The 20,736-nt window shown below is 61.0% G+C and carries 15 protein-coding genes; 5 read left to right on the top strand and 10 right to left on the bottom strand.

The genetic code is table 11. The annotated features are described in order from the left end of the window. Nucleotides 1-35: 35 nt before the first annotated feature. From KQ940_RS11850 to KQ940_RS11830, 5 genes are all read right to left on the bottom strand, one after another. A complete protein-coding gene (locus KQ940_RS11850) occupies nt 36-923 on the bottom strand; it encodes a transglutaminase family protein (protein WP_217413838.1) in 888 nt (295 codons plus the stop codon). Then, the gene (locus KQ940_RS11845) at nt 920-3,466 is read right to left on the bottom strand and encodes a circularly permuted type 2 ATP-grasp protein (protein WP_343222651.1); all 2,547 of its coding nucleotides are present in this window, start codon (nt 3,464-3,466) and stop codon (nt 920-922) included. Before KQ940_RS11845 ends, KQ940_RS11850 begins: the two co-directional genes overlap by 4 nt. A 73-nt stretch (nt 3,467-3,539) precedes the next feature. Continuing rightward, on the bottom strand, nt 3,540-6,938 hold the full coding sequence (locus KQ940_RS11840; RefSeq protein ID WP_217413837.1) for a transglutaminase family protein: 3,399 nt from the start codon (nt 6,936-6,938) through the stop codon (nt 3,540-3,542). A 14-nt stretch (nt 6,939-6,952) separates the two neighbouring features. Further along, nucleotides 6,953-7,882, bottom strand: coding sequence for an alpha-E domain-containing protein (locus KQ940_RS11835; RefSeq protein ID WP_217413836.1), 930 nt, complete (start codon nt 7,880-7,882; stop codon nt 6,953-6,955). 2 nt (nt 7,883-7,884) lie between these two features. Further along, nucleotides 7,885-9,339 carry a circularly permuted type 2 ATP-grasp protein gene (locus KQ940_RS11830; RefSeq protein WP_217413835.1) on the bottom strand — a complete coding sequence of 485 codons (1,455 nt, stop codon included), beginning with the start codon at nt 9,337-9,339 and terminating at the stop codon, nt 7,885-7,887. Nucleotides 9,340-10,056: 717 nt separating this feature from the next. On the opposite strand from KQ940_RS11830, the gene KQ940_RS11825 reads away from it, so the two are divergent. The 4 genes from KQ940_RS11825 to KQ940_RS11810 all read left to right on the top strand — a co-directional run bounded on the left by KQ940_RS11825 (nt 10,057) and on the right by KQ940_RS11810 (nt 13,640). Next, the gene (locus KQ940_RS11825; protein WP_217413834.1) at nt 10,057-10,614 is read left to right on the top strand and encodes a sigma-70 family RNA polymerase sigma factor; all 558 of its coding nucleotides are present in this window, start codon (nt 10,057-10,059) and stop codon (nt 10,612-10,614) included. A 134-nt stretch (nt 10,615-10,748) separates the two neighbouring features. After that, nucleotides 10,749-11,327, top strand: a complete 579-nt coding sequence (locus tag KQ940_RS11820; protein WP_217413833.1) for a hypothetical protein — start codon at nt 10,749-10,751, stop codon at nt 11,325-11,327. Nucleotides 11,328-11,448: 121 nt separating this feature from the next. Then, nucleotides 11,449-12,843, top strand: coding sequence for an NfeD family protein (locus KQ940_RS11815; RefSeq protein WP_217413831.1), 1,395 nt, complete (start codon nt 11,449-11,451; stop codon nt 12,841-12,843). A gap of 2 nt (nt 12,844-12,845) precedes the next feature. Beyond that, a complete protein-coding gene (locus KQ940_RS11810) occupies nt 12,846-13,640 on the top strand; it encodes a slipin family protein (RefSeq protein WP_217413830.1) in 795 nt (264 codons plus the stop codon). Between the two features lie 15 nt (nt 13,641-13,655). Here the strand turns inward: KQ940_RS11810 and KQ940_RS11805 are convergent, their stop codons facing one another. From KQ940_RS11805 to KQ940_RS11795, 3 genes are all read right to left on the bottom strand, one after another. Beyond that, on the bottom strand, nt 13,656-14,081 hold the full coding sequence (locus KQ940_RS11805) for a GlcG/HbpS family heme-binding protein (RefSeq protein WP_217413829.1): 426 nt from the start codon (nt 14,079-14,081) through the stop codon (nt 13,656-13,658). 111 nt (nt 14,082-14,192) lie between these two features. Further along, entirely contained in the window at nt 14,193-14,954 is a 762-nt protein-coding gene (locus tag KQ940_RS11800; protein WP_217413828.1) for an ABC transporter permease, read from the bottom strand. Nucleotides 14,955-14,963: 9 nt separating this feature from the next. After that, complete coding sequence (locus tag KQ940_RS11795; protein WP_217413827.1) at nt 14,964-15,893, bottom strand: ABC transporter ATP-binding protein; 930 nt, start codon at nt 15,891-15,893, stop codon at nt 14,964-14,966. 190 nt (nt 15,894-16,083) lie between these two features. Here KQ940_RS11795 and KQ940_RS11790 point away from each other — a divergent pair, with 190 nt between their 5' ends. Continuing rightward, nucleotides 16,084-18,657 carry an EAL domain-containing protein gene (locus tag KQ940_RS11790; RefSeq protein ID WP_246590004.1) on the top strand — a complete coding sequence of 858 codons (2,574 nt, stop codon included), beginning with the start codon at nt 16,084-16,086 and terminating at the stop codon, nt 18,655-18,657. Nucleotides 18,658-18,672: 15 nt separating this feature from the next. On the opposite strand, the gene KQ940_RS11785 is transcribed toward KQ940_RS11790, so the two are convergent. Both KQ940_RS11785 and KQ940_RS11780 read right to left on the bottom strand, forming a co-directional pair. Then, nucleotides 18,673-19,332 (bottom strand): anthranilate synthase component II, encoded by a 660-nt coding sequence (locus KQ940_RS11785; RefSeq protein WP_217413826.1) that lies wholly within the window; start codon nt 19,330-19,332, stop codon nt 18,673-18,675. Nucleotides 19,333-19,345: 13 nt separating this feature from the next. Continuing rightward, complete coding sequence (locus tag KQ940_RS11780) at nt 19,346-20,734, bottom strand: anthranilate synthase component I family protein (protein WP_246590003.1); 1,389 nt, start codon at nt 20,732-20,734, stop codon at nt 19,346-19,348. Nucleotides 20,735-20,736 lie beyond the last annotated feature (2 nt).

Below are 20,736 nucleotides of genomic sequence, written 5' to 3'. Positions count from 1 at the left end.
AGTCAGAAAACACCCTTGCTGAAATCGAGATCAGGCTAGTTCTCGGCTATTGAGGTGACATCCACCGACACCTCCAGTTTCTGCGCACTGCCGCCATCGAAGATCACGCCGCGCAGCGGCGTGACATCGCCGTAGTCGCGTCCTATCGCCGTGGTGATGTGCTGCTCGGAGGGGATATTGTCGTTGGTGGGGTCGAACTCGAACCAGCCCTCGCCGGGGGAGTAGACCGCGAACCAGGCATGCGATGCATCCGAACCCACCAGCTTCTGCTGCCCGGGAGGTGGCAGCGTCTCCAGATAGCCGCTGACATAGCGGGCGGCGAAGCCTAGCGAGCGCAGGCAGGCGATCGCCAGGTGGGCAAAGTCCTGACACACGCCGCGCCGATGCTCGAGTACCTCATTCAACGGCGTGGCCACGGTGCTGAAGCCCGGATCGTACTTGAAGTCCTGAAAGATGCGGCTGGTCAGTTCGCGCACGGCGGACAGCAACGGTCGTTCGGCATCGAAGGATGGCAACGCGTAGTCGTATACCGCTTGGCTGCGGCGGATCATCGGCGAGTCGAGGCAAAACTCGCGCGCCAGCAACGTCTCCTCATCCACGGCGGCCTGCATCGACTCGCGGGCGCGGGCGCAGCTGTTACCGATATCCAGATCGAAATTCAGCGTTGGCTGGATAATGCGGATCTGGCTGGTGACATCGATCTCCAGCAGGCGATGAGGTTCCTGAATCGAGAAGTAGTAGTAGAGGTTGGAGTAGAAATCCTCGCGACGCACGCTGTACACCGGCGTCGGCGTGATCCGGATCTGGGTGCTCAGGCACTGCTGGCGGTAGGTATCACGCGGTAGCAGGTGGGCACGGTTGTAACACAGGCTGACCGGGGTTTCGTATTCGTAGCGGGTGACGTGGCGTATGCGGTAGATCATGGTTCCTCGCTCCACCCGGTCTGAACCAGCTGCTGCGGTCCGCTGCGGTGATCGAAATAACGGTCGGAGATCGCATTGGCAGCGGTGCAGAGCAGGCTTTGAATCCGTGCCAGGCGCTCATCCAGCGCCTCGCGAACCCCCTCGTCATCGCTGCTCGCCAACTGATCCGGACGGCTGAGCTGAACCAGGGTCAGCGCCTCAAGCACGGCACGATGCTCGTCGCTGAGGACCGGTGAGCGCTCGCGGCTCTGCAACTGCTCGATATGCTGGCGCAGCAGGTCGATCTGGTAGTGCAGCGAGCGCGGGTTGGTTTTGTCCAGCATGATCAGGGTCAGGCCGTGGTCGAGCATCGGCCGGGTGCGATAGCGGCGGCGGTAGGTGATCAACACCTCGGTGGTCAGCAGTACGGTCTCCACCACCTGCTCCTGGTCGGAGTCGTCGAGCACCGGGACCAGCAGTGAGCGCAGCAGCGCGGTGCTCTGCAGCGTGCGCTCCAGCCTTCGGCCCATCTCCAGGAAACGCCAGCCGAAGCCGCGGATCATGCTCTCCTGGGTCAAACCCGACAGCGCCAGCAGGGTGGTGACCAGGGGGTCGAGCGCCTCTTCGGGGGCGGACGCCAGACCGCTGCCGAGATACTGCGGCAGTGATTCCAGCTCATCACGCAGGTCGTTGATCACCCGGTGGGTATCGGCGGAGAGCATCTCCTTGGTCTCTTCGCTGCAGTTGAGCATCGCCTGCAGGTTGGCGGTGATGCCACCGGCGCGGGTGGGTTCCAGGATCACCGACAGCAGCTCCTGCTCCGGCTGATCCAGCGGTGCACCCTCGGCGGTGAAACCGGGGTAGGTGGTGGTGACCTGGGTGACCGCTTTCAGCAGCAGGTCGCGTACCGCTTCGGGCAGCGGCGCGGGGCTGTTGAGCTGGATGAACACGGTCCGCATCAGGCGCATCGCCGCTTCGGCGCGCTCGCTGTAGCGACCGAGCCAGAACAGGTTTTCCACCACGCGGCTGGGCAGGTCGCTGGTCTGGTCTTCGCGGTAGCTGGGCTGGCGCTCGTCGAAGGCGCTGACCCGGCGCTGCGGCTCGGAGGCCAGTACCCAGGTATCCTTGCTGGTGGCACCGAGCTGGTTGCTGACGATCGCCTGCTCGGTGTTGCTGGCAACCCGGGTAAGCCCGCCGGGCATGACGCTGTACGCGCTCTGGTCGGCGACGGCAAAGCTGCGCAGCACCGTGGCACGCGGCAGCAGTTCTTGCTGCTGCCAGGAGGGGGAGCTGCCGGGCAGATTGGTCTGCTGGGCCACGTAGTGGATCGGGTCTTCGCTGATCCGGCGTTTGAGCTCGTCCAGTTGTTCGGGGGTAAGCCCAGCGCAGTACAGGCTGTGCTCGCCGCTGCGCCGGGTCGTGGGCTTTACGATCAGTTGATCCAGGTTGGCCAGCACATACTCCCGATCGTCCGGGTCGCCGAGCCACCAGGTCTGGGTCGACTGCAGGGCAAGATCGTGGCCAAGGAAAAACTCGGCGATCCGGGGCAGGAACTTGAGCAGGGCCGGGTTTTCCAGTACCCCCGAACCGAGCGGATTGGCGATCACCACATTGCCGGCACGGGCGACCTCAAGCAGGCCGGGCACGCCGAGGTGAGAGTCGGAGCGCAGCTCCACCGGATCGCACCAGGTGTCGTCCACGCGGCGCAGGATGATATCGACCCGGTGCAGGCCGTCGAGTGATTTCATCCACACGTAGCCGTTGCGTACGGTCAGGTCGCCGCCCTGCACCAGTGAGTAACCCAGGTAGTTGGCCAGGTAGGTGTGTTCGAAATAGGTTTCGCTATAGGCGCCAGGGGTCAGGATCACCACCCGTGGCGAGTCGCCGTTGGGTGAGAGCGAGGCCATCTTGCGGCGCAGCGCCTGGAAGAACAGCGACAGGCGGTGCACCTGGCTGTCGCGGAACAGGCTGGGCAGCACGCGTGACATCACGCTGCGGTTCTCCAGCGCGTAACCGGCGCCGCTGGGGGCTTGGGTGCGATCGCCGATCACCACCATGTTGCCGTCGGTGTCGCGCACCATATCGACGGCGTGCAGTACCAGCTGTTTCTCCCCGGGGATCTGCACCCCCTGACAGGCGCGCAGGAAGCCCTGGTTGGAATAGATCAGCTCCGGCGGCAGCACGCGATGGCGGATCAGTTCACGCGGGCCGTACAGATCCTTGAGCACCAGATCGAGCAGCTCGGCACGTTCGATCAGGCCGGCCTCGATACGGCTCCACTCCTCGCTGTCGATCAGCAGCGGTACCGGATCCAGCCCCCAGATGCGACTGCCAAGGCCGGCACTGGCGATGTTGTAGGTGGCGCCATCGTCACGCAGGATTCGCTGAGCCTTGCGCTGGCGCTCCCTGAGACCATCCGGCCCCAGGCCTCCGAGACCGTCCAGCAGGTAGCGCCAGTGCGGCCGTGCAACACCGTCTGCCCCGTACACCTCGTCATAAAAGGTTTCGGGGCGCGGGTAGTTCAGCACCATTTCCGGCGTATTGGCACTCGGTTGCGTTGCCACGTGATCGACTCAACTCTGTTGCGATATGAAGGACCCGCTGTCGCGGGCGTCAATCATAGGGGATTTGCCCCGATCAGGCTAATCCCCGGCGTAGATCCAGGGTGTAGGGGTACTCGCTGGACGGCTCCTCCGGCGGCGGTGCCATCGGCCGTGGTCCGCCCTCGCGCGGGAAGAATTCGCGTAGTGCCTGGTGGAAAGGTGGTGGCGTTACCGCACCTGGCGTATGTCCGTAATCCCAGAACCGGTTGACGCGGCGGGACTCCGCCTCGAACGCGTTGACCGGCTGAGTGTCGTAGCTGCGCCCGCCCGGATGGCTGACATGATAGGTGCAGCCGCCGATGGAGTGTCCGTTCCAGGTGTCGATCAGATCGAACACCAGCGGTGCGTGTACGCCTATGGTCGGGTGCAGCGCCGAGGGCGGGTTCCAGGCGCGGTAGCGCACGCCGCCGACATATTCGCCGTGGCGGCCGGTGTTGTTCAGCGGCACCCGGCGGCCGTTGCAGGCCAGCACGTAGCGGCTGTCGGTGAGGCCAGTCAGGCGCACCTGCAGACGCTCCACCGAGGAGTCGACGTAGCGTGACGTACCGAAGCTGGAGATCTCCTCGCCCAGTACGTGCCAGGGCTCCACCGCCCAACGCAGCTCGATCTGGATATCGTCGATCTGCACCCGGCCGTAGTGCGGGAAGCGGAACTCCTCGAACGGGGCCAGCCACTCCAGCTGGAACGGCAGACCATGCGCCTGCAGATCCTTGACCACGTCGTTGAGGTCGGACCAGACGTAGTGCGGCAGCATGAAGCGGTCGTGCAGCTCGGTGCCCCAGCGCACCAGCGGCTTTTTATAGGGCTCCTTCCAGAACCGGGCCACCAGGGCACGCAGCAGCAGTACCTGCACCAGCGACATCTGCGCATGGGGAGGCATCTCGAAGCCGCGGAACTCGAGGATCCCCTGGCGACCGGATGCGGTGCCCGGTGCATATAGCTTGTCGATACAGAACTCCGAGCGGTGGGTGTTGCCGGTGATATCCACCAGCAGGTTGCGCATCAGCCGGTCCACCAGCCAGGGCTGGTCGATCATCCCGTCCGGCATCTGCTGGAAGGCGATCTCCAGTTCATACAGCGCTTCGTGACGCCCCTCGTCCACGCGCGGCGCCTGACTGGTCGGACCGATGAACATGCCGGAGAACAGGTAGGAGAGCCCCGGATGGTGCTGCCAGTAGGTGACCAGCGAGCGCAGCAGGTCGGGACGGCGCAGCAGCGGACTGTCGGCCGGGGTGATGCCACCCAGGGTGACATGGTTGCCGCCGCCGGTGCCGCCGTGGCGGCCGTCGAGCATGAACTTCTCGGTACCCAGGCGTGACAGCCGTGCCTCCTCGTAGAGTGCGGTGGTGTTGTCGACCAACTCGTTCCAGCTTCCTGCCGGGTGGATATTGACCTCGATAACGCCGGGATCGGGCGTGACCAGCAGCTTCTGCAGGCGCGGATCCTTGGGCGGCTCATAGCCTTCGATCACCACCGGCAGGTTGAGCTCGGCGGCGGTATGTTCGATGGCGTTGATCAGTAGAACGTAATGCTCAAGGTGTTTCAGCGGCGGCAGGAACAGATGGAGCCGGCCGTCGCGCGGTTCGATACAGAGCGCCGTCTTGACCACTTCCGTCCACTGCGGCTGACCCTCGGGGTGTTCGGCGTCGGCGGCGTCAGCCATCATCTGGCGCAGGTCGGCACTGTTTGAGCGCTCAACCGGCGGCGTCATGTCGGCAAAGGGCATATAGCCGGGCAGGGGAGGCTTTTCGGCGAAGGGGTCGGGCTCGGGCTCGATCTCCAGTTTATCGCGCGCCACCCAGGGCAGGGTATTCAGCGGCAGGCGGAAGCCCAGCGGCGAGTCGCCGGGGATCAGCGTCAGCTGGTCGCGTCGCAGCTCCCAGGGGGTGGAGCGCCAACCTTGTTTGCCCGCGTTTCTGGAACCATAGTCCCAGCCCAGCGGCAGCACATAGCCGGTGGGTGTATCCAGGCCGCGATCGAGCAGCCTGGCCAGCCGTTTGCGCTCCAGATCGTCCTTGAGGTTGAACTTGCGCGGATCCACGTTGACCGGTAGCTGCTGCTCCTGCCACAGGTAGTAGAGGCTGTCCTCGAATGCATCGATCAGGTACTTATGGCTGATCTCCAGGCGCTGACACAGGGTTTTCATAAACCACTGCGCCTCGGCCAGGCCGTGACCGTAGTCCTTGTCGACCCGGGCCAGCAGCTTCGGGTCGTGCCAGAGCGGTTCGCCATCGGTGCGCCAGTAGCAGCCCAGTGCCCAGCGCGGCACCTCTTCGCCGGGATACCACTTGCCCTGGCCGTAGTGCAGCAGCCCGGTGGGGGCAAAACGCTGGCGCAGGCGCAGCAGCAGGTCCTTGGCCAACCTGAGCTTGTCGTCACCCAGGGCTTCAATGTTCCACTGCGCCGAGTCCATATCGTCGATGGAGACGAAGGTGGGTTCGCCGCCCATGGTCAGACGTACATCGCCCGCCGTCAGCTCGGCGTCGATCGCCTTGCCCAGCGCATCGATGCAGGCCCACTGCTCCTCGCTGTAGGGTTTGGTCACGCGCGGATCTTCGTGGATCCGGAACACCTCATTGGCGTAGGCGAACTCCACCTCGCACTTGTCGGTGTAGCCGCTGACCGGTGCCGCCGAAGCGGGGGAGGGGGTGCAGGCCAGCGGGATATGGCCCTCGCCGGCGAACAGGCCGGAGGTGGGGTCGAGTCCGACCCAGCCGGCGCCGGGAATGTAGACCTCGCACCAGGCGTGCAGGTCGGTGAAATCCTCCGCCGCGCCCGAAGGTCCGTCCAGCGCCTCTTGGTCCTGTTTCAGCTGTACCAGATAGCCGGACACGAAGCGCGCGGCCAGGCCCAGCTTGCGCAGGATCTGTACCAGCAGCCAGCCGGTGTCGCGGCAGGAGCCCTTGGCCAGCTCCAGGGTTTCCTCACAGCTCTGCACCCCCGGCTCCAGGCGGATGCCGTAGTCGATCTCCTTCTCCAGCCGCTGGTTCAGGCTGACCAGGAAGTCGATGATGCGGGTTTTCTCGCGCGATACGCAGTCGACCCAAGCGTTGAGTCTGTCGCCATCCTCGGCGACTTCCAGATAGGGCTGCAGCTCCTTCTTCAGCGCCTCGTCGTACTTGAACGGGTAGTACTCGGCATAGTCCTCGACAAAGAAGTCGAACGGGTTGATCACCGTCATGTCGGCGATCACTTCCACCTCGAACTTGAACTTGCGGGTTTTTTCCGGAAACACCAGCCGTGCCAGGTAGTTGCCGAACGGGTCCTGCTGCCAGTTGATGAAGTGCTGTTCCGGCTCGATCTTCAGGCTGTAGCTGTGGATATGGGTGCGCGAATGGGCGGCCGGTCTCAGCCGTAACACGTGCGGCGAGAGGGATACCGCCCGATCGAAGCTGTATTCGGTCGAGTGTCGAATCGCTATGCGGATAGTCACGGCTTATTAGTCCTTCAGGGTACGGGGAACCAGGTCTGGTAGATCGCCTCATGCAACTTGCCCAACTGTACCTGCAGATGGTTGAGGAAATCGCGGAAATCCTGGCCGAGGTCCTGATCCGTTTCGATCAGGAATGCACTGGCGTCGATCTCTTTCAGCACCTTGCGCACGTTGTCACTCTTGGGCAGCTTGCCTGCCGCGACATCGATCTGCAGCAGGCAGAAATGTACGGCACGCGGGAAGTGAGGATCGTTGAGCATGAAGTCGGCGACCTCTGGACCCGATACCGCGGCCTTCACCGTACGGCGATAACTCATGTAGGCGCTGGCGGAGCGCAGTACGTTGCCCCAGACGATCTGCCTGAGGTTGAGGTTGGCGTCGCCGTTGACCTCGAGCAGGGCGAAGGCGCCGGCATCGATAAGACGGGTGGTCATATCGGCGCGCTCAAGATCGCGCCCCAGCTTCATGAACTGCCAGCCGGCATCATGGCTCATGGTGCCGTAGAGCAGGCCGGACAGGGTCTGGCAACTCTTGATGATATCGGACAGGAACTCATGACGGCGGCTGCGGTTGATCCCCTGTTGGATATTGTCACGGGCGAACAGGTAGAGCTCGTTGACCTGTTCCCAGGTTTCTGCCGGCACCACATCGCGGGAGGTGCGGATATTTTCGCGCACCAGCTTCAACGCCGACAGCATGGAGCTGGGGTTGGTATCGTCGGCCAGCATGAACTTGACCACGTTACGCTCGTCCTGGTTCTTGTAGCGATCCTCGAACAGCTCGGTGGCGCTATTCAGCACCACCAGGTTGTACCAGCCGATATTGATCTCGTTGGGCAGGTCGAACAGCAGCTTGTCATAGACGCTGACCAGACGGGCGGTGTTTTCGACGCGCTCAAGGTAGCGCGCCATCCAGTACAGGCGCTCAGCAACGGTAGATAACATGATCAAGCCTCCCCTGTCTCGACAATCCAGGTGTCTTTACTACCGCCGCCCTGCGACGAGTTGACCACCAGTGATCCCTTGCGCATCGCCACGCGGGTCAGACCGCCGGTGGTGACGTACATCTCCTTGCCCTGCAGGATAAACGGGCGCAGGTCCAGATGGCGGGGTTCCAGCGCGCCCTTCTCGACGATGGTCGGTGCGGTGGAGAGTTTCAGCGTCGGCTGGGCAATGTAGTTGCGCGGGTTCTCCTTGATCAGCTTGGCAAAGGCGGCCTGGTCCTTCTTGGTCGAGTGCGGGCCGACCAGCATGCCGTAGCCGCCGGATTCGTTGGCCGGTTTTACCACCAGTTTGTCCAGGTTGGCGAGTACGTACTCGCGCTGTTCCGGGTCTTCGCAGAGGAAGGTTTCCACGTTTTTCAGGATCGGCTCCTCGTTGAGATAGTAGCGGATGATCGCCGGTACATACGCGTACACCACCTTGTCGTCGGCGACGCCGGCACCTGGCGCGTTGGCCAGGGCGACCTTGCCCTTCTGCCAGGCGCGCATCAGTCCGGGTACGCCGAGCACGGAGTCCTTGCGAAACACCTCCGGATCGAGGAAGAGATCGTCGATGCGGCGGTAGATCACGTCGACCCGCTCCAGGCCGCTGATCGTGCGCATATAGACACACTCATCGTCGCTGACCACCAGATCCGACCCCTCCACCAGCTCCACGCCCATCTGCTGGGCCAGGAAGGCGTGTTCGAAGTAGGCGGAGTTGAAGATGCCGGGGGTCAAGACCACCACCACCGGTTTTTTCACCTTACGCGGCGAGAGTGACACCAGTGTGTCGAACAGGTTGGCGCAGTAGTCGTCCACCGGTAGGATGCGATCCTTCTCGAACAGCTCCGGCAGCACGCGCTTGGTGATGCCGCGGTTCTCCAGCATATAGGAGACGCCGGAGGGCACACGCAGGTTGTCCTCGAGAACGTAGAACTCGCCATCCTCGGCACGCACCAGATCGGTGCCGCAGATGTGCGCCCATGCACCGAAAGCGGGAGATATGCCGACGCATTCGGGACGGAAGTTTTTCGATTCGGTGATGATATGTTCGGGGATGATGCCGTCCTTGATCACGTTCTGGTCGTGGTAGAGGTCATCGATGAACATGTTCAACGCTTTCAGGCGCTGTTTCAGGCCGGCGGCCGTGGTGGCCCACTGGCGGGCCGAAATAGTGCGCGGGATGATGTCGAAGGGCCAGGCGCGGTCTATGTTGCCCTCCTCGGTGTATACGGTGAAGCTGATCCCCATCTCCTGAATCGTCGCTTCTGCCATCTGGCGGCGGGTCTCCAGCTCCTCGTCGCTCAGTGAGCCGAGGTAGGAGATCAATCGTCGGGCCGGGGCGCGGGGATTGCCGTTGGGGGTGATCAGTTCGTCAAAGAAATCCTGAGGTTCGTATCTCTTCCAATCCATACTCATGCTGAGCCCATCGTCGACAGTAACTGTTATTAGGCGTCGAACCTGGCTGTCCGAAGCCCTGTTCTATTTAGCGTTTTGGAAGCGGCCGGGGAGTGGTTGACCCAAGCCTGGTGATGAATGCTGATACTCCTGACGTCGTCTGAAACAAGTAGTTCGACTCTGCAATATGCAAGCCAGTTGTCGCGAACGGGGGAAGTGCTTACTGCTTTATTGTTCAGGCCTCTTTCGCGAGTTCCCGCCCAAAATCTACCGCCCATTGGCCATACCTATGTATACCAGCCACGGACCCTGGGCGAAAGATAACAATTAATTCTTACTTTGATGCATCCAGTCGTCGGTCGGTGGCGTCTAGTAAATATAGGGCGCAGGGATGTTCTCTGAGGGAGTCAATCCAATTCGGTGTCGAGCGAAGGGAGTCGGGGTCGATCCCGTAAATCCAGATAAAGGAAAAGGGTGAAGACAATGAAAAGACTGATGTTAGCCGTGGTAGTGATCGCTGCCCTTGCAGGGTGCAGTTCGAACCCATCGTCAAGTGGTTTCGACGGCGGCGTCTGGAGTCCGGGCGGTTCAATGTATTACAACCATGATCAAGGTAGTCAAAGGTAATTCGACTCATAAAGTCGGCACCCGAACCGAGACCGAGGCACTTGCGTGAGTAATATCACTCTATACTTCCCGTCACAGCCACAGGAAAACCGGCCTGATGACGGGAGGCCCATGAACCTGCCTGAAACGCCCAATTGGCAATTGGAACTATCTCCGCTGTTAAAGCGCATCGCACAGCAGCGAGACGTGCAGGCGATGGAGCGGCTGTATGGTTTGACCAGTGCCCGGCTGATGGGATTGATGTTGCGGATTCTGCAGGACGAAGGGGCGAGTGCCGACCTGCTGCAGGAGCTGTACTTGAAAGTCTGGTATCAGGCCGGGCAGTTCTATGGTCAGGGCTCGGCGTGGGGTTGGTTATGTGTTATTGCACGTAATCTGGCGTTGGATTCGCGGCGTCGAAAAGTGCGAGAGGGCAGGATTTTCGATGATATTTCGCCACTGGAGGACAGTCTGGTAGCCGATATTTCTCCGGAGTCGTCCGGGGGGGAAAGGGTGCTGTACAGGTGTCTGCGTCATCTTAAGCCGGGTGTGCGTCGGCTTATTGTTCTCAGCTATGTGCACGGTTTTAGCCACCATGAGTTGCAGACACGGCTGGCGCAACCCTTGGGCACGATCAAATCGTCGATCAGGCGTGGTCTGATGGAGTTGAAGCGATGTCTGGAACAGTGAGATATCAGGACAAGAGCCTGTGTGATGCATTGGCGGCACGGTATGTGGCCGGTGATATGACACCGGCTTGTCGACGACGCCTTGAGGCTCTTTGTTGTCGTGAACCATGCCTGGCTTCAGCGGTACGCTGCTGGATGGAAGCGCTGGTGCCGTTGCAGGAGGAGCTGCCGCCGATACCGCCGCCGGCTCGGGTTTGGGCGTCGATAAACCATCGAATCCAACCCGCCAGGCAAGCATCTCTCCCGTTCTGGCAAAGGGTCTGGCCCTGGCGTCTGGCCGCAGTGATGACGACCGGCTGCGCGCTGTTGCTGGCGCTGTGGATTTACGTTCGTCCGGCTCAGGAGGCTCTGCCTACGTTTATCGCGCCACTTCGTTACCAGAATGGCGAGGTAGTACTGATCGTTAGCGGATTTCAGAGTGAGCAGGTTGGATGGTCGCGCCTGGTTGCTCAATGGAGCGATATGGACGGGCAGGATACGACGCGGATGCTGTATTTATGGGGCCAGATAGGGGAAGGCGAAAGCCCTCAATTTCTTGGCCGAATAGTGTCGAGTGACACCGAATTATCCGTTCCACCGGAGCGCTGGCATGTCCTGAAGGAGACCAAGAGGTTTCTGGTTAGCGTGGATAACCGGCAGCCCACTCCCGATACTGCACTCTATCGCGGCCCCTGCCGTCGGTTGTATACCGATTCCATCGCATCCTCTTTCTAGCGTTTCCAAAAACTCCTCTCGGATCATCCGACTCGATCCGAGAACAGGCTGACAGACCTCTTCTATACTGAAACCAAAGCCACGGTAGCCATCGCGTTTCGCGCGGCTGCAGGGAGCGGGTATGAACAGAATATGCAGAGGGTTGCGACTGCTGTGCGTGCTGCTGATTGCGGTCGGTTTGCAGCTGCCTGAGCGTGCGTCGGCCGCCGAAGAGGAGGGTGCACCTGCCGGAGCGCTTTGGGTGCTGTCTCTTGACGGTGTGGTGGGACCTGCGACCGCGGATTATGTCAGCCGTGGGCTTGGCGCAGCCGCTGCGGGCAATGCCCGCGCAGTGCTGCTCAAGATCAACACCCCCGGCGGTTTGGACCAGTCGATGCGGCAGATGATTTCGGCGGTGCTGGCCTCGCCGATTCCGGTGATCGGCTATGTATCTCCAGGCGGTGCTCGCGCAGCGAGTGCCGGCACTTTTCTGCTTTACGCCTGCCACGTGGCGGCCATGGCGCCCGCTACCAATCTTGGCGCCGCAACGCCGGTGTCGATCGGTACCCCTATGAGCCCGTCGCCTGACGGGGGCGAGCAGGATCCTGGTAACCGGCCGGAACAGGGCAACGGGGCAACCCACGAGCCCGGTTCGGCGATGGAGCGCAAGGTCACCAACGATGCCGTCGCCTACATCCGCGGCCTGGCCGAGCTGCGCGGGCGTAATGCGGACTGGGCCGAACAGGCGGTACGGGAGGGTGTTAGTTTGACCGCGAACGACGCGCTCAAGCTCAATGTCATCGATCTGATCGCAGCCGATATCCCGGCATTGCTGAGCGAAATCGCCGATAGGACGGTGAATGTGCAGGGCCGGGAGGTCAGTCTGGATCTTGCTTCCGCGCCGCTGTTCGTCCTTGATCCCGACTGGCGAAGTGAGTTCCTCGCCGTCATCACCAACCCCAACGTGGCTTATGTGCTGATGCTGATCGGCCTGTACGGGCTGATCTTCGAGTTCTCCAACCCCGGTTTCGGGGTGCCGGGCGTATTGGGTGCCATCTGTCTGCTGGTGGCGCTCTATGCGTTCCAGATCCTGCCGGTCAGCTACGCCGGGTTGGGGTTGATGCTGCTCGGCGTGGGGTTGATCGCCGCCGAGGCGACCATGCCCAGTTTCGGCGTACTCGGCGTGGGCGGGCTGGTGGCGTTCGTGGTCGGCTCGATCATCCTGATGGACACCGAGCTGCCCGCCTACCAGATCGCGATGCCGGTGATCGTGGCGCTGGCCGTGACCACCGGGGCGGTGCTGTTCGCTGTGTTGGGCATGGCGTTGCGGGCTCAGCGCAGGCCCCGCGGCTATCGCGTTGAATCGGGTCATGACCGTTGCGTGACCGTCGAGCAGATCTATGATGACCGGGTATTGGCGCGTTTTGAAGGAGAGCTCTGGACCGTTCGCTGTGCCGATCCGCTGCAGGTGGGCGATAGGGTGCGCGTGCGCGAGATCGATGGATTAACCCTTGTCGTAGACAAGTTGGAGGCTTGAGGATGATCGGCTTACCCTATTTTGTCATCACCGTCGTTGTGCTGGTGGTGCTGCTGTTGCTCTCCATGTTCCGCATCCTGCGTGAATATGAGCGTGGTGTGATCTTTCTGTTGGGGCGTTTCTACAAGGTCAAAGGGCCAGGGCTGATCATCGTGATCCCGGTGATCCAGCAGATCGTCAGGGTGGATCTGCGTACCGTGGTGATGGATGTGCCGACTCAGGATGTGATCTCGCGCGATAACGTGTCGGTCAAGGTCAACGCCGTGATCTATTTCCGTGTGGTCGATCCCGAACGGGCGATCATCCATGTGGAGAACTTTCTGGAAGCGACCAGTCAGCTCTCGCAGACCACACTGAGGTCGGTGTTGGGCCAGCATGAGCTGGATGACATGCTGGCCGGGCGCGACAAGCTCAACGCCGATATCCAGCAGATTCTGGACAAGCAGACCGATGCCTGGGGGATCAAGGTGGCCAACGTGGAGATCAAGCATGTCGATCTTGACGAGAGCATGATCCGCGCCATCGCCAAGCAGGCGGAGGCCGAGCGTACACGGCGGGCCAAGGTGATCCACGCCATGGGCGAGTTGGAAGCATCGGAAAAGCTGCTCGGCGCAGCCAAATGTCTGGCCGAGGAGCCCCAGGCCCTGCAACTGCGTTATATGCAGACCCTGACCGAAATTACCGGATCCGGGCAGAATAGCCACACCATCGTGTTCCCGCTACCGATCGATATGATCAACCGTTGGATGAACAAGAGGTCCGGCGGTGAGGGTGCGCCAAAAGAGCCCGAGCAGTAGGGCGCTGCAACCAGGTCAGGCGTTGGCCAGGGCCTCCAGCGCGGCCTGAGCACAGAGGATGTCCTCATCCTCCCGTCCACCGGCGACACCGATGCCGCCAACGACTTGACCGTCGACAATCACCGGCTCGCCGCCGCCGAACAGGGCTACACGCGGATGCTGTGCCAGCCCTGTCATCACCACCGGGCGATTCTCCAGTTTCTCTTTCCAGTTCAGGGTCGGCGCTTTGAAATTCGCGGCTGTGTAGGCTTTCTTCTGTGCGAAATCGAATGCCGGCAGCGGCGCGCCCGGCATGCGTAGTACCACAAGTGGGTTGCCGGCCCGGTCGACGATGGCGATGTTCATCTTCACGTCCAGCTCGGTCGCACGCTTGAGCGCGGCATCGGCCAGTAGCTGGGCGGCTTCCAGCGTCAGGCTGGGAAGGGATTCCGTTTTGATCATGATTCTCTGCCTGGCGGATTGAGTTCAGTCAGGTATTAAAAAGGGAGTATCGGCGCGAGTCCAGTTCGAAGCTGAATCGCGCCATTCGATTTTGTGGATGTCGGAGCAGGATCACTGCTTGATCCGGTAACCGCTGCGGAAGATCCACCAGATCAGCCCCAGGCAGGTGAGCATGAACAGCAGCGTCATTCCGAGACTCAGGGCTACGGCGACATCCGAGATGCCGTAGAATGCCCAACGGAAGCCGCTGATCAGGTAGACCACGGGGTTGAACAGGGTCAGTGTCTGCCAGGGCTCCGGCAACATATTGATCGAATAGAAGGCGCCGCCGAGGAAGGTCAGCGGTGTGATCACCATCAGCGGTATCACCTGCAACTGCTGAAAATCGTTGGCCCAGATACCGATGATAAACCCGAACATGCTGAAGGTGAGTGCGGTGAGCAGCAGGAAACCGAGCATCCAGAGCGGATGCGCGATGCTGTAATCGACGAACAGTCGCGCGGTGAGCAGAATCAGTGCACCGATGATCAACGACTTGGTGGCTGCCGCGCCGACATAACCGGCGACGATCTCGAACGGCGATACCGGCGCCGACAATACCTCGTAGATGGTGCCGGAGAACTTGGGAAAGAAGATACCGAACGAGGCGTTGGATATGCTTTCGCTGAGCAGCGATAACATCAGCAGACCGGGGATGATGAAGGCGCCGTAGCCGACACCGTCGATCTCGCCCATGCGCGAGCCGATGGCGGTGCCGAAGACGATGAAGTAGAGCGAGGTGGAGAGCACTGGTGACGCGATGCTCTGCATCAGCGTGCGCCGGGTGCGGTTCATCTCAAACAGATAGATTGCGCGTATACCGTTGATATTCATGGCTTGTCCTTACTCGCTCCGGCCCTTGACCAGGCTGACGAAGATCTCCTCAAGGGAGCTCTGCCTGGATTGCAGATCCTTGAGATCGATACCCTGTGCGCTCAATGCCCGCAGCAGCTCGGCGATGCCGCTGGTCTCCTGGTGGGCATCGAAGGTGTAGGTAAGCAGGGCACCGTCCTCGCTCAGGGTCAGGTTGTGCCGCTCAAGGCTCGTGGGTAGGGTTTCCAGTGGGGTCTGCAGGTGAAGGTGCAGCTGCTTCTGTCCCAGTTGCTGCATCAGGGCGTGTTTATCCTCCACCAGTACCAGTTCGCCGCGGTTGATGACGCCGATCCGGTCGGCCATCTCCTCCGCCTCTTCGATGTAGTGGGTGGTCAGGATGATGGTAACGCCGTCTTCGCGCAGCCCGCGTACCATCTCCCACATGTCGCGGCGCAGCTCCACGTCGACCCCGGCGGTGGGCTCGTCAAGGAACAGGATGCTTGGCTCGTGCGATAGCGCCTTGGCGATCATGACGCGGCGTTTCATACCGCCGGAGAGTGCCAGCATCTTCGAGTTGCGTTTATCCCAGAGCGATAGCTGGCGCAGGATCTTCTCGATGTAGGCGGGGTCGGCCGGCTTGCCGAACAGTCCGCGGCTGAAGGATACGGTGTTCAGCACGCTCTCGAATGCATCGGTGGTCAGCTCCTGGGGCACCAGACCGATCAGGCTGCGAGCCTTGCGGTAGTCGTCGACAATATCGACACCATCGGCGCTGACTTTGCCGCTGGTCGCGTTGACGATGCCGCAGATGATGCTGATCAGCGTGGTCTTGCCGGCGCCGTTGGGGCCGAGCAGGGCGAAGATCTCGCCACGGCGGATCTCCAGGTCGATCGCTTTGAGAGCGGTGAAGCCGGAGGCGTAGGTCTTGCCGACCCCCTCTATCTTGATGATCGGTTGCACGGGCTTTCCTTGTCGCAGGTAGTACGGTGTTGGGTTACTGGCCCGCTGAGTGTAGCGCGACTTGGGTGGCCAGTGCGATCCATCCCGAAACCTGAACAGGCTGTCCGGCCCTGGGGTGGTGGCTGTAGCTGGGCGCATGCTGCTATTCTTCAAGCTCAGGATGAATCATGGATGCAGAGGTACGGGACTGATGTACGCCAGGATGCGAATACCGCGTTCTCTTGTGCTGATTGTCATGCTATTGGCGAGCTTTTCCCGGTCTAGTGCTGCGGAGCAGGAGCTGCGCGTCGGTGTGTATGAGAATCCGCCAAAACTGTTGCTCGACCGGGAGCAGAACCAGCCAAGCGGAATACTGGGTGATCTGCTGGTGGAGATCGCCCGGGCTGAGCACTGGAATCTGCACGTCGTGTCCTGCGAGTGGAAAGAGTGCCTGGAGGATCTGCAATCCGGCCGCATCGATCTACTGCCGGATGTGGCGGAAAGCGGCGAGCGGCGATCATCGATAGCGTTTCACCAGGTACCTGCGCTGCGCAGCTGGTCCCAGCTCTTCACCAGGGGAAATGAGCGCCTGGCGTCGCCGCTCGATCTGGCGGGGCGGCGCATTGCGGTGTTGCAGGGCTCTATTCAGCAGAGCTACCTGCACAACCTCAGCCAGAGCTTCGGTATCGAGATCGAACTGGTGGGGGTGCACTCCTTCGAGGAGGCATTTTCCGCTGTTGCGGCGGGAGAGGCGGACGGTGCCGTGGTGAACCAGCAGTATGGCGAGTATAACGCGGCCTCGTTTGATCTTGTTTCGACCCCGCTGATGTTCCAGCCTGTGCGGCTATTTTACGCTGCCCCTTTGGGGCAGGGGGAAGCGATACTGCAACGTATCGATGCCAGACTGACGGAGTGGAAGCAGGATGCAGACTCCCCCTACTACCGGACTTTACGGCGCTGGGGGCCAAGGTTACCCACACTGCAATTACCGCAAGCGCTGCTCTGGGGGCTGGGTATATTGGCCGTTCTCCTGGTACTGGCCGGTGCTCTGGTAGCCGTGCTGAAGCGCAAGGTGAAACAGAAGTCTCTGGATCTGGCCGACAATGAGCGTCGCCTCAATACCATCCTTTCCAATGTGGATGCCTCCATCTTTATCAAGGGCACCGATTTCCGATATCAGTACGTCAATACCCGGGTTGCCCAGCTGTTTGAGTTGCCGGAGGAGTCGGTGTGCGGGTGTCGGGACGAACAGTTCTTTGATGCTGATACGGTGGCGGCGATACGTGCGCTGGACCAGCGGGTCATGCTTCATGGCGAACGCGTGGTTGATGAGGTTACCCAGCGACGTCTCGACAGTCAGGAGGAGCGTACGTATCTGGCTGTCAAGCAGCCACTGCGCAACGAAAAGGGGGAGATCGTTGGGTTGGTGGGGGTGTCTACCGATATCACCGAGCGCAAACGTAGTGAGGAGCAGATTCACCAGCTCGCGTTCTATGACAGCCTGACCGGATTGCCCAACCGCAATCTGTTGATTGAGCGACTGGATCACGCGCTGGCGACCTCCGCACGCACGGGCGTGGTCGGTGCCGTGCTGTTTATCGATCTGGACAACTTCCGTGATTTGAACGATACCCTGGGCCACAGTGCCGGTGATCTGATGTTGCGTCTGGTGGGTGAGCGGTTGCAGCTCAGGGTCAGGGAGGGGGATACCATCGCCCGCTTTGGCGGCGATGAGTTTGTCTTGGTCATCGAAGGGTTGGATGACGTACAGGAGGAGGCGTTGTTCCAGGCCGAGCACCTGGCCAAAACACTGCTGAACTTGATCAATCAAGCTTTTGAATTTGAAGGGAATATTTTTACGCCAACGGCGAGTATCGGTATTGCGCTGTTTGAGCGTCAGCGCCACAGCGCCGACGATATGATCAAATGGGCAGAGCTGGCGATGTATGAAGCGAAAGCGGCGGGACGCAACAGCGTGCGCTTTTTCGATCCATCGATGCAGGCTCAGGTGCGCTCGCGGGCGGAGCTCGAGAGCGGTATCCACAAGGGGCTGGATAAAGGTGAGTTCGAGCTGCATTACCAGCCGCAGTACAGTGATTCCGGCGAGCTTGTCGGGGCAGAATCGCTGCTGCGCTGGCGTCATCCCGAGCGGGGCATGGTATCGCCGGCGGAGTTCATACCTGTTGCCGAGGCCAGTGGTCTGATTCGTCCGCTTGGACGCTGGGTGCTCGAGGAGGCCTGCCGGCAGTTGGTACGTTGGGCCGATGATCCGGTACTGGGTACAATCGCCATATCGGTCAATATCAGTGCCGTACAGATCCACCAGGAGGATTTCGTTACCGAGCTGTGCAGTGTACTCGAGCTCACCGGTGCAGATGCCCGGCGATTGAAGCTGGAGCTGACCGAGTCGATGCTGGTGCGGCATGTGGAGCAGACCATCGACAAGATGGCAGCCCTGCGTCAACGCGGGGTCGGTTTCTCACTGGATGACTTCGGCACCGGCTACTCCTCATTGAGCTATCTTAAGCGCCTGCCGTTGGACCAGTTGAAGATCGACCAGGGGTTTGTACATGACCTGCTGCACGATACCAACGATACCGCGATCGTACGTACCGTGATCGCACTGGGCCAAAGCCTCGATCTGTCGGTGATCGCCGAAGGTGTGGAAACCGAGGAGCAGCGCAACGCATTGATCGACTTCGGTTGTCGATACTTCCAGGGCTACCTGTTCAGCCGGCCTTTGCCGGTGGAACAGTTCGAAGCCCTGGTGCATGGGCCGGTCTGATCAGGTAGACAGTGATCAGGCAAACAGAAAGTTACTTATCAACTCCTTGCCCCCCTCGGTGGCAAAGGACTCGGGGTGAAACTGGATGCCGTGAATCGGGTATTCACGGTGCCGCACCCCCATGATCTCGAACTTGCCACCCCGGTGGATGCGCTCGATATCGTCGAAGCTCTCCCGTGGCAGATCGCCGACGGCGGCGGTCACCTGCAGACACTCCGGCAGAGATTCCGCCTCGGCGATCAGCGAGTGGTAACGCATGATCTCCAGCTGATCGGGGGTGTTCTTGAACACCCCCTCGGCGTTATGGCTGATCGGGCTGATCTTGCCGTGCATCGGCAGCGGCGCCTTGACCACCTTGCCGCCAAACACATGCACGATACCCTGCATACCCAAACAGACGCCGAGCAGGGGAATGGTTGGCCCCAGTTCGCGAATCACCTCGGCACAGACGCCGAAGTAGGCCGGATCCTCCGGCGAACCCGGTCCCGGCGAGATGATCAGGCGGTCCGGATTGGCCGCACGTACCTGATCCAGCGTGACCTGGTTGTTGCGTTTGACCACGATATCGAAAGTGTCGATCTCCCCCTTCAGTTGCGCACTGGAGAGGATCTCGCCGATGTACTGGTACAGGTTATAGGTGAAGGAGTCATAGTTATCGATGATATAGACCTTCATGCTCATTGCTCCCTCATGCCTGTTCGGACTGGATAAATGTGTCCAGCACCTTCTTGGTACCGGCGAACTTGCGGCGGATCTCCTCGTATTCATCTTCCGGATTGGAGTCGTAGACGTTGCCGCCGCAGGTCTGCACATAGGCGTTCTCGCCGTTGGCGAATACGGTGCGGATCGGGATCGCAAAGGTGCAGTCGCCGTTGAAGGAGAAGTGACCGACGGCGCCGCCATAGGGGCCACGGCCATCCGATTCCAGATCGTCGATGATCTTCATCGCCTCGATCTTCGGCGCCCCGGTCAGGGTGCCGGCGGGGAAGTTGCTGGCCAGCGCCGAGAACATGTCCTCGGTTTCGGCGATGATGCCGACGATCTCGCTGGAGATATGCTGCACATGGCTGAAGCGCTTGATATCCATCAGACTGCGCACCTTGACCGTGCCGAAGCGGGCGACACGGCCGATATCGTTGCGGTGCAGGTCGACGATCATGTTGTGCTCGGCGATCTCCTTCGGATCGTTGAGCAGGGCACGGGCCAGCTGGGTATCCTCCACCTCATCCTTGCCGCGGCGGGTGGTACCGGCCAGCGGGAAGGTCTCCATCTCGCCCTGGCGCAGGCGGAACAACAGCTCCGGGCTGGCGCCGATCAGCTTCTGCTCGCCGAACTTGACGTAGTACATCTGCGGTGACGGGTTCACCTCGCGCAGCTGCTCATAGATGGCGATGCAGTCGCCCTCCAGCTTGAAGCGCTTCTTGAAGCCTACCTCGCACTGGAATATCTTGCCCTCGATGATGTCCTGCTTCACCTTCATCACCGCCGCCGCGTGCTCGGCCTGCGTCATCGTCTCGCCCATTGGGGTGATAACGAGTGGACCGTTCTCCGCCATCGGCTCGGCCAGGATCGACTCGATCAACTCCATGCGGCTGTCGGTGTAGTAGAAATAGATCACCTCGCCGGTCATCTTGTCCAGGATCAGGCCATCCTTGAACACGCCGAAGCGGAACACGTCGAACATCTCGCTGTGCTGCAGGTTCAGTGTCGGCTCGAAGTAGTTCATGCAGTCGTAACCGATATAGCCGGTCAGGCCGCCGGCGTATTTCCGCGAGATGATGTTTTGCGGCACGATCTCGCGCAGCAGGTAGTAGGGGTTGTCGCTGGGATAGGTTTCCCGGCTGCCATCGCGCTGTTCGATATGCAGGGCGCCCTCGGTGGCATACAGGATCTGCTCCGGGTCGAAACCGATGATCGAGTGGCGGGAGATGAAGCTCTCCTCGCCGAGCGACTCGAGCATGAAGCAGTTATCGAAGCGCTTCTCTATCTTCTTGAACAAGCCGAAGAAGTCGGTATCCGCAGTCAGCGTGACATAGTGCGGCTTGCGCGGCAGTTCTATTTTGGCGGGTTTGGTCATGG

This window comes from Marinobacterium ramblicola (genome assembly GCF_019084545.1).
Classification (GTDB): domain Bacteria; phylum Pseudomonadota; class Gammaproteobacteria; order Pseudomonadales; family Balneatricaceae; genus Marinobacterium_D; species Marinobacterium_D ramblicola.
Note: the sequence above shows the minus strand (reverse complement) of the source record. Positions and strands in the feature narration are given on the sequence as shown.

Excerpts from the sequence above, each read along its gene's own strand:
- KQ940_RS11815 (WP_217413831.1), top strand. The coding sequence starts at position 11,449 with ATGAACAGAATATGCAGAGGGTTGCGACTGCTGTGCGTGCTGCTGATT.
- KQ940_RS11780 (WP_246590003.1), bottom strand. The coding sequence starts at position 20,734 with ATGACCAAACCCGCCAAAATAGAACTGCCGCGCAAGCCGCACTATGTC.
- KQ940_RS11830 (WP_217413835.1), bottom strand. The coding sequence starts at position 9,339 with ATGAGTATGGATTGGAAGAGATACGAACCTCAGGATTTCTTTGACGAA.
- KQ940_RS11825 (WP_217413834.1), top strand. The coding sequence starts at position 10,057 with ATGAACCTGCCTGAAACGCCCAATTGGCAATTGGAACTATCTCCGCTG.
- KQ940_RS11850 (WP_217413838.1), bottom strand. The coding sequence starts at position 923 with ATGATCTACCGCATACGCCACGTCACCCGCTACGAATACGAAACCCCG.
- KQ940_RS11810 (WP_217413830.1), top strand. The coding sequence starts at position 12,846 with ATGATCGGCTTACCCTATTTTGTCATCACCGTCGTTGTGCTGGTGGTG.
- KQ940_RS11785 (WP_217413826.1), bottom strand. The coding sequence starts at position 19,332 with ATGAAGGTCTATATCATCGATAACTATGACTCCTTCACCTATAACCTG.
- KQ940_RS11805 (WP_217413829.1), bottom strand. The coding sequence starts at position 14,081 with ATGATCAAAACGGAATCCCTTCCCAGCCTGACGCTGGAAGCCGCCCAG.
- KQ940_RS11835 (WP_217413836.1), bottom strand. The coding sequence starts at position 7,882 with ATGTTATCTACCGTTGCTGAGCGCCTGTACTGGATGGCGCGCTACCTT.
- KQ940_RS11800 (WP_217413828.1), bottom strand. The coding sequence starts at position 14,954 with ATGAATATCAACGGTATACGCGCAATCTATCTGTTTGAGATGAACCGC.
- KQ940_RS11820 (WP_217413833.1), top strand. The coding sequence starts at position 10,749 with ATGGAAGCGCTGGTGCCGTTGCAGGAGGAGCTGCCGCCGATACCGCCG.
- KQ940_RS11790 (WP_246590004.1), top strand. The coding sequence starts at position 16,084 with ATGTACGCCAGGATGCGAATACCGCGTTCTCTTGTGCTGATTGTCATG.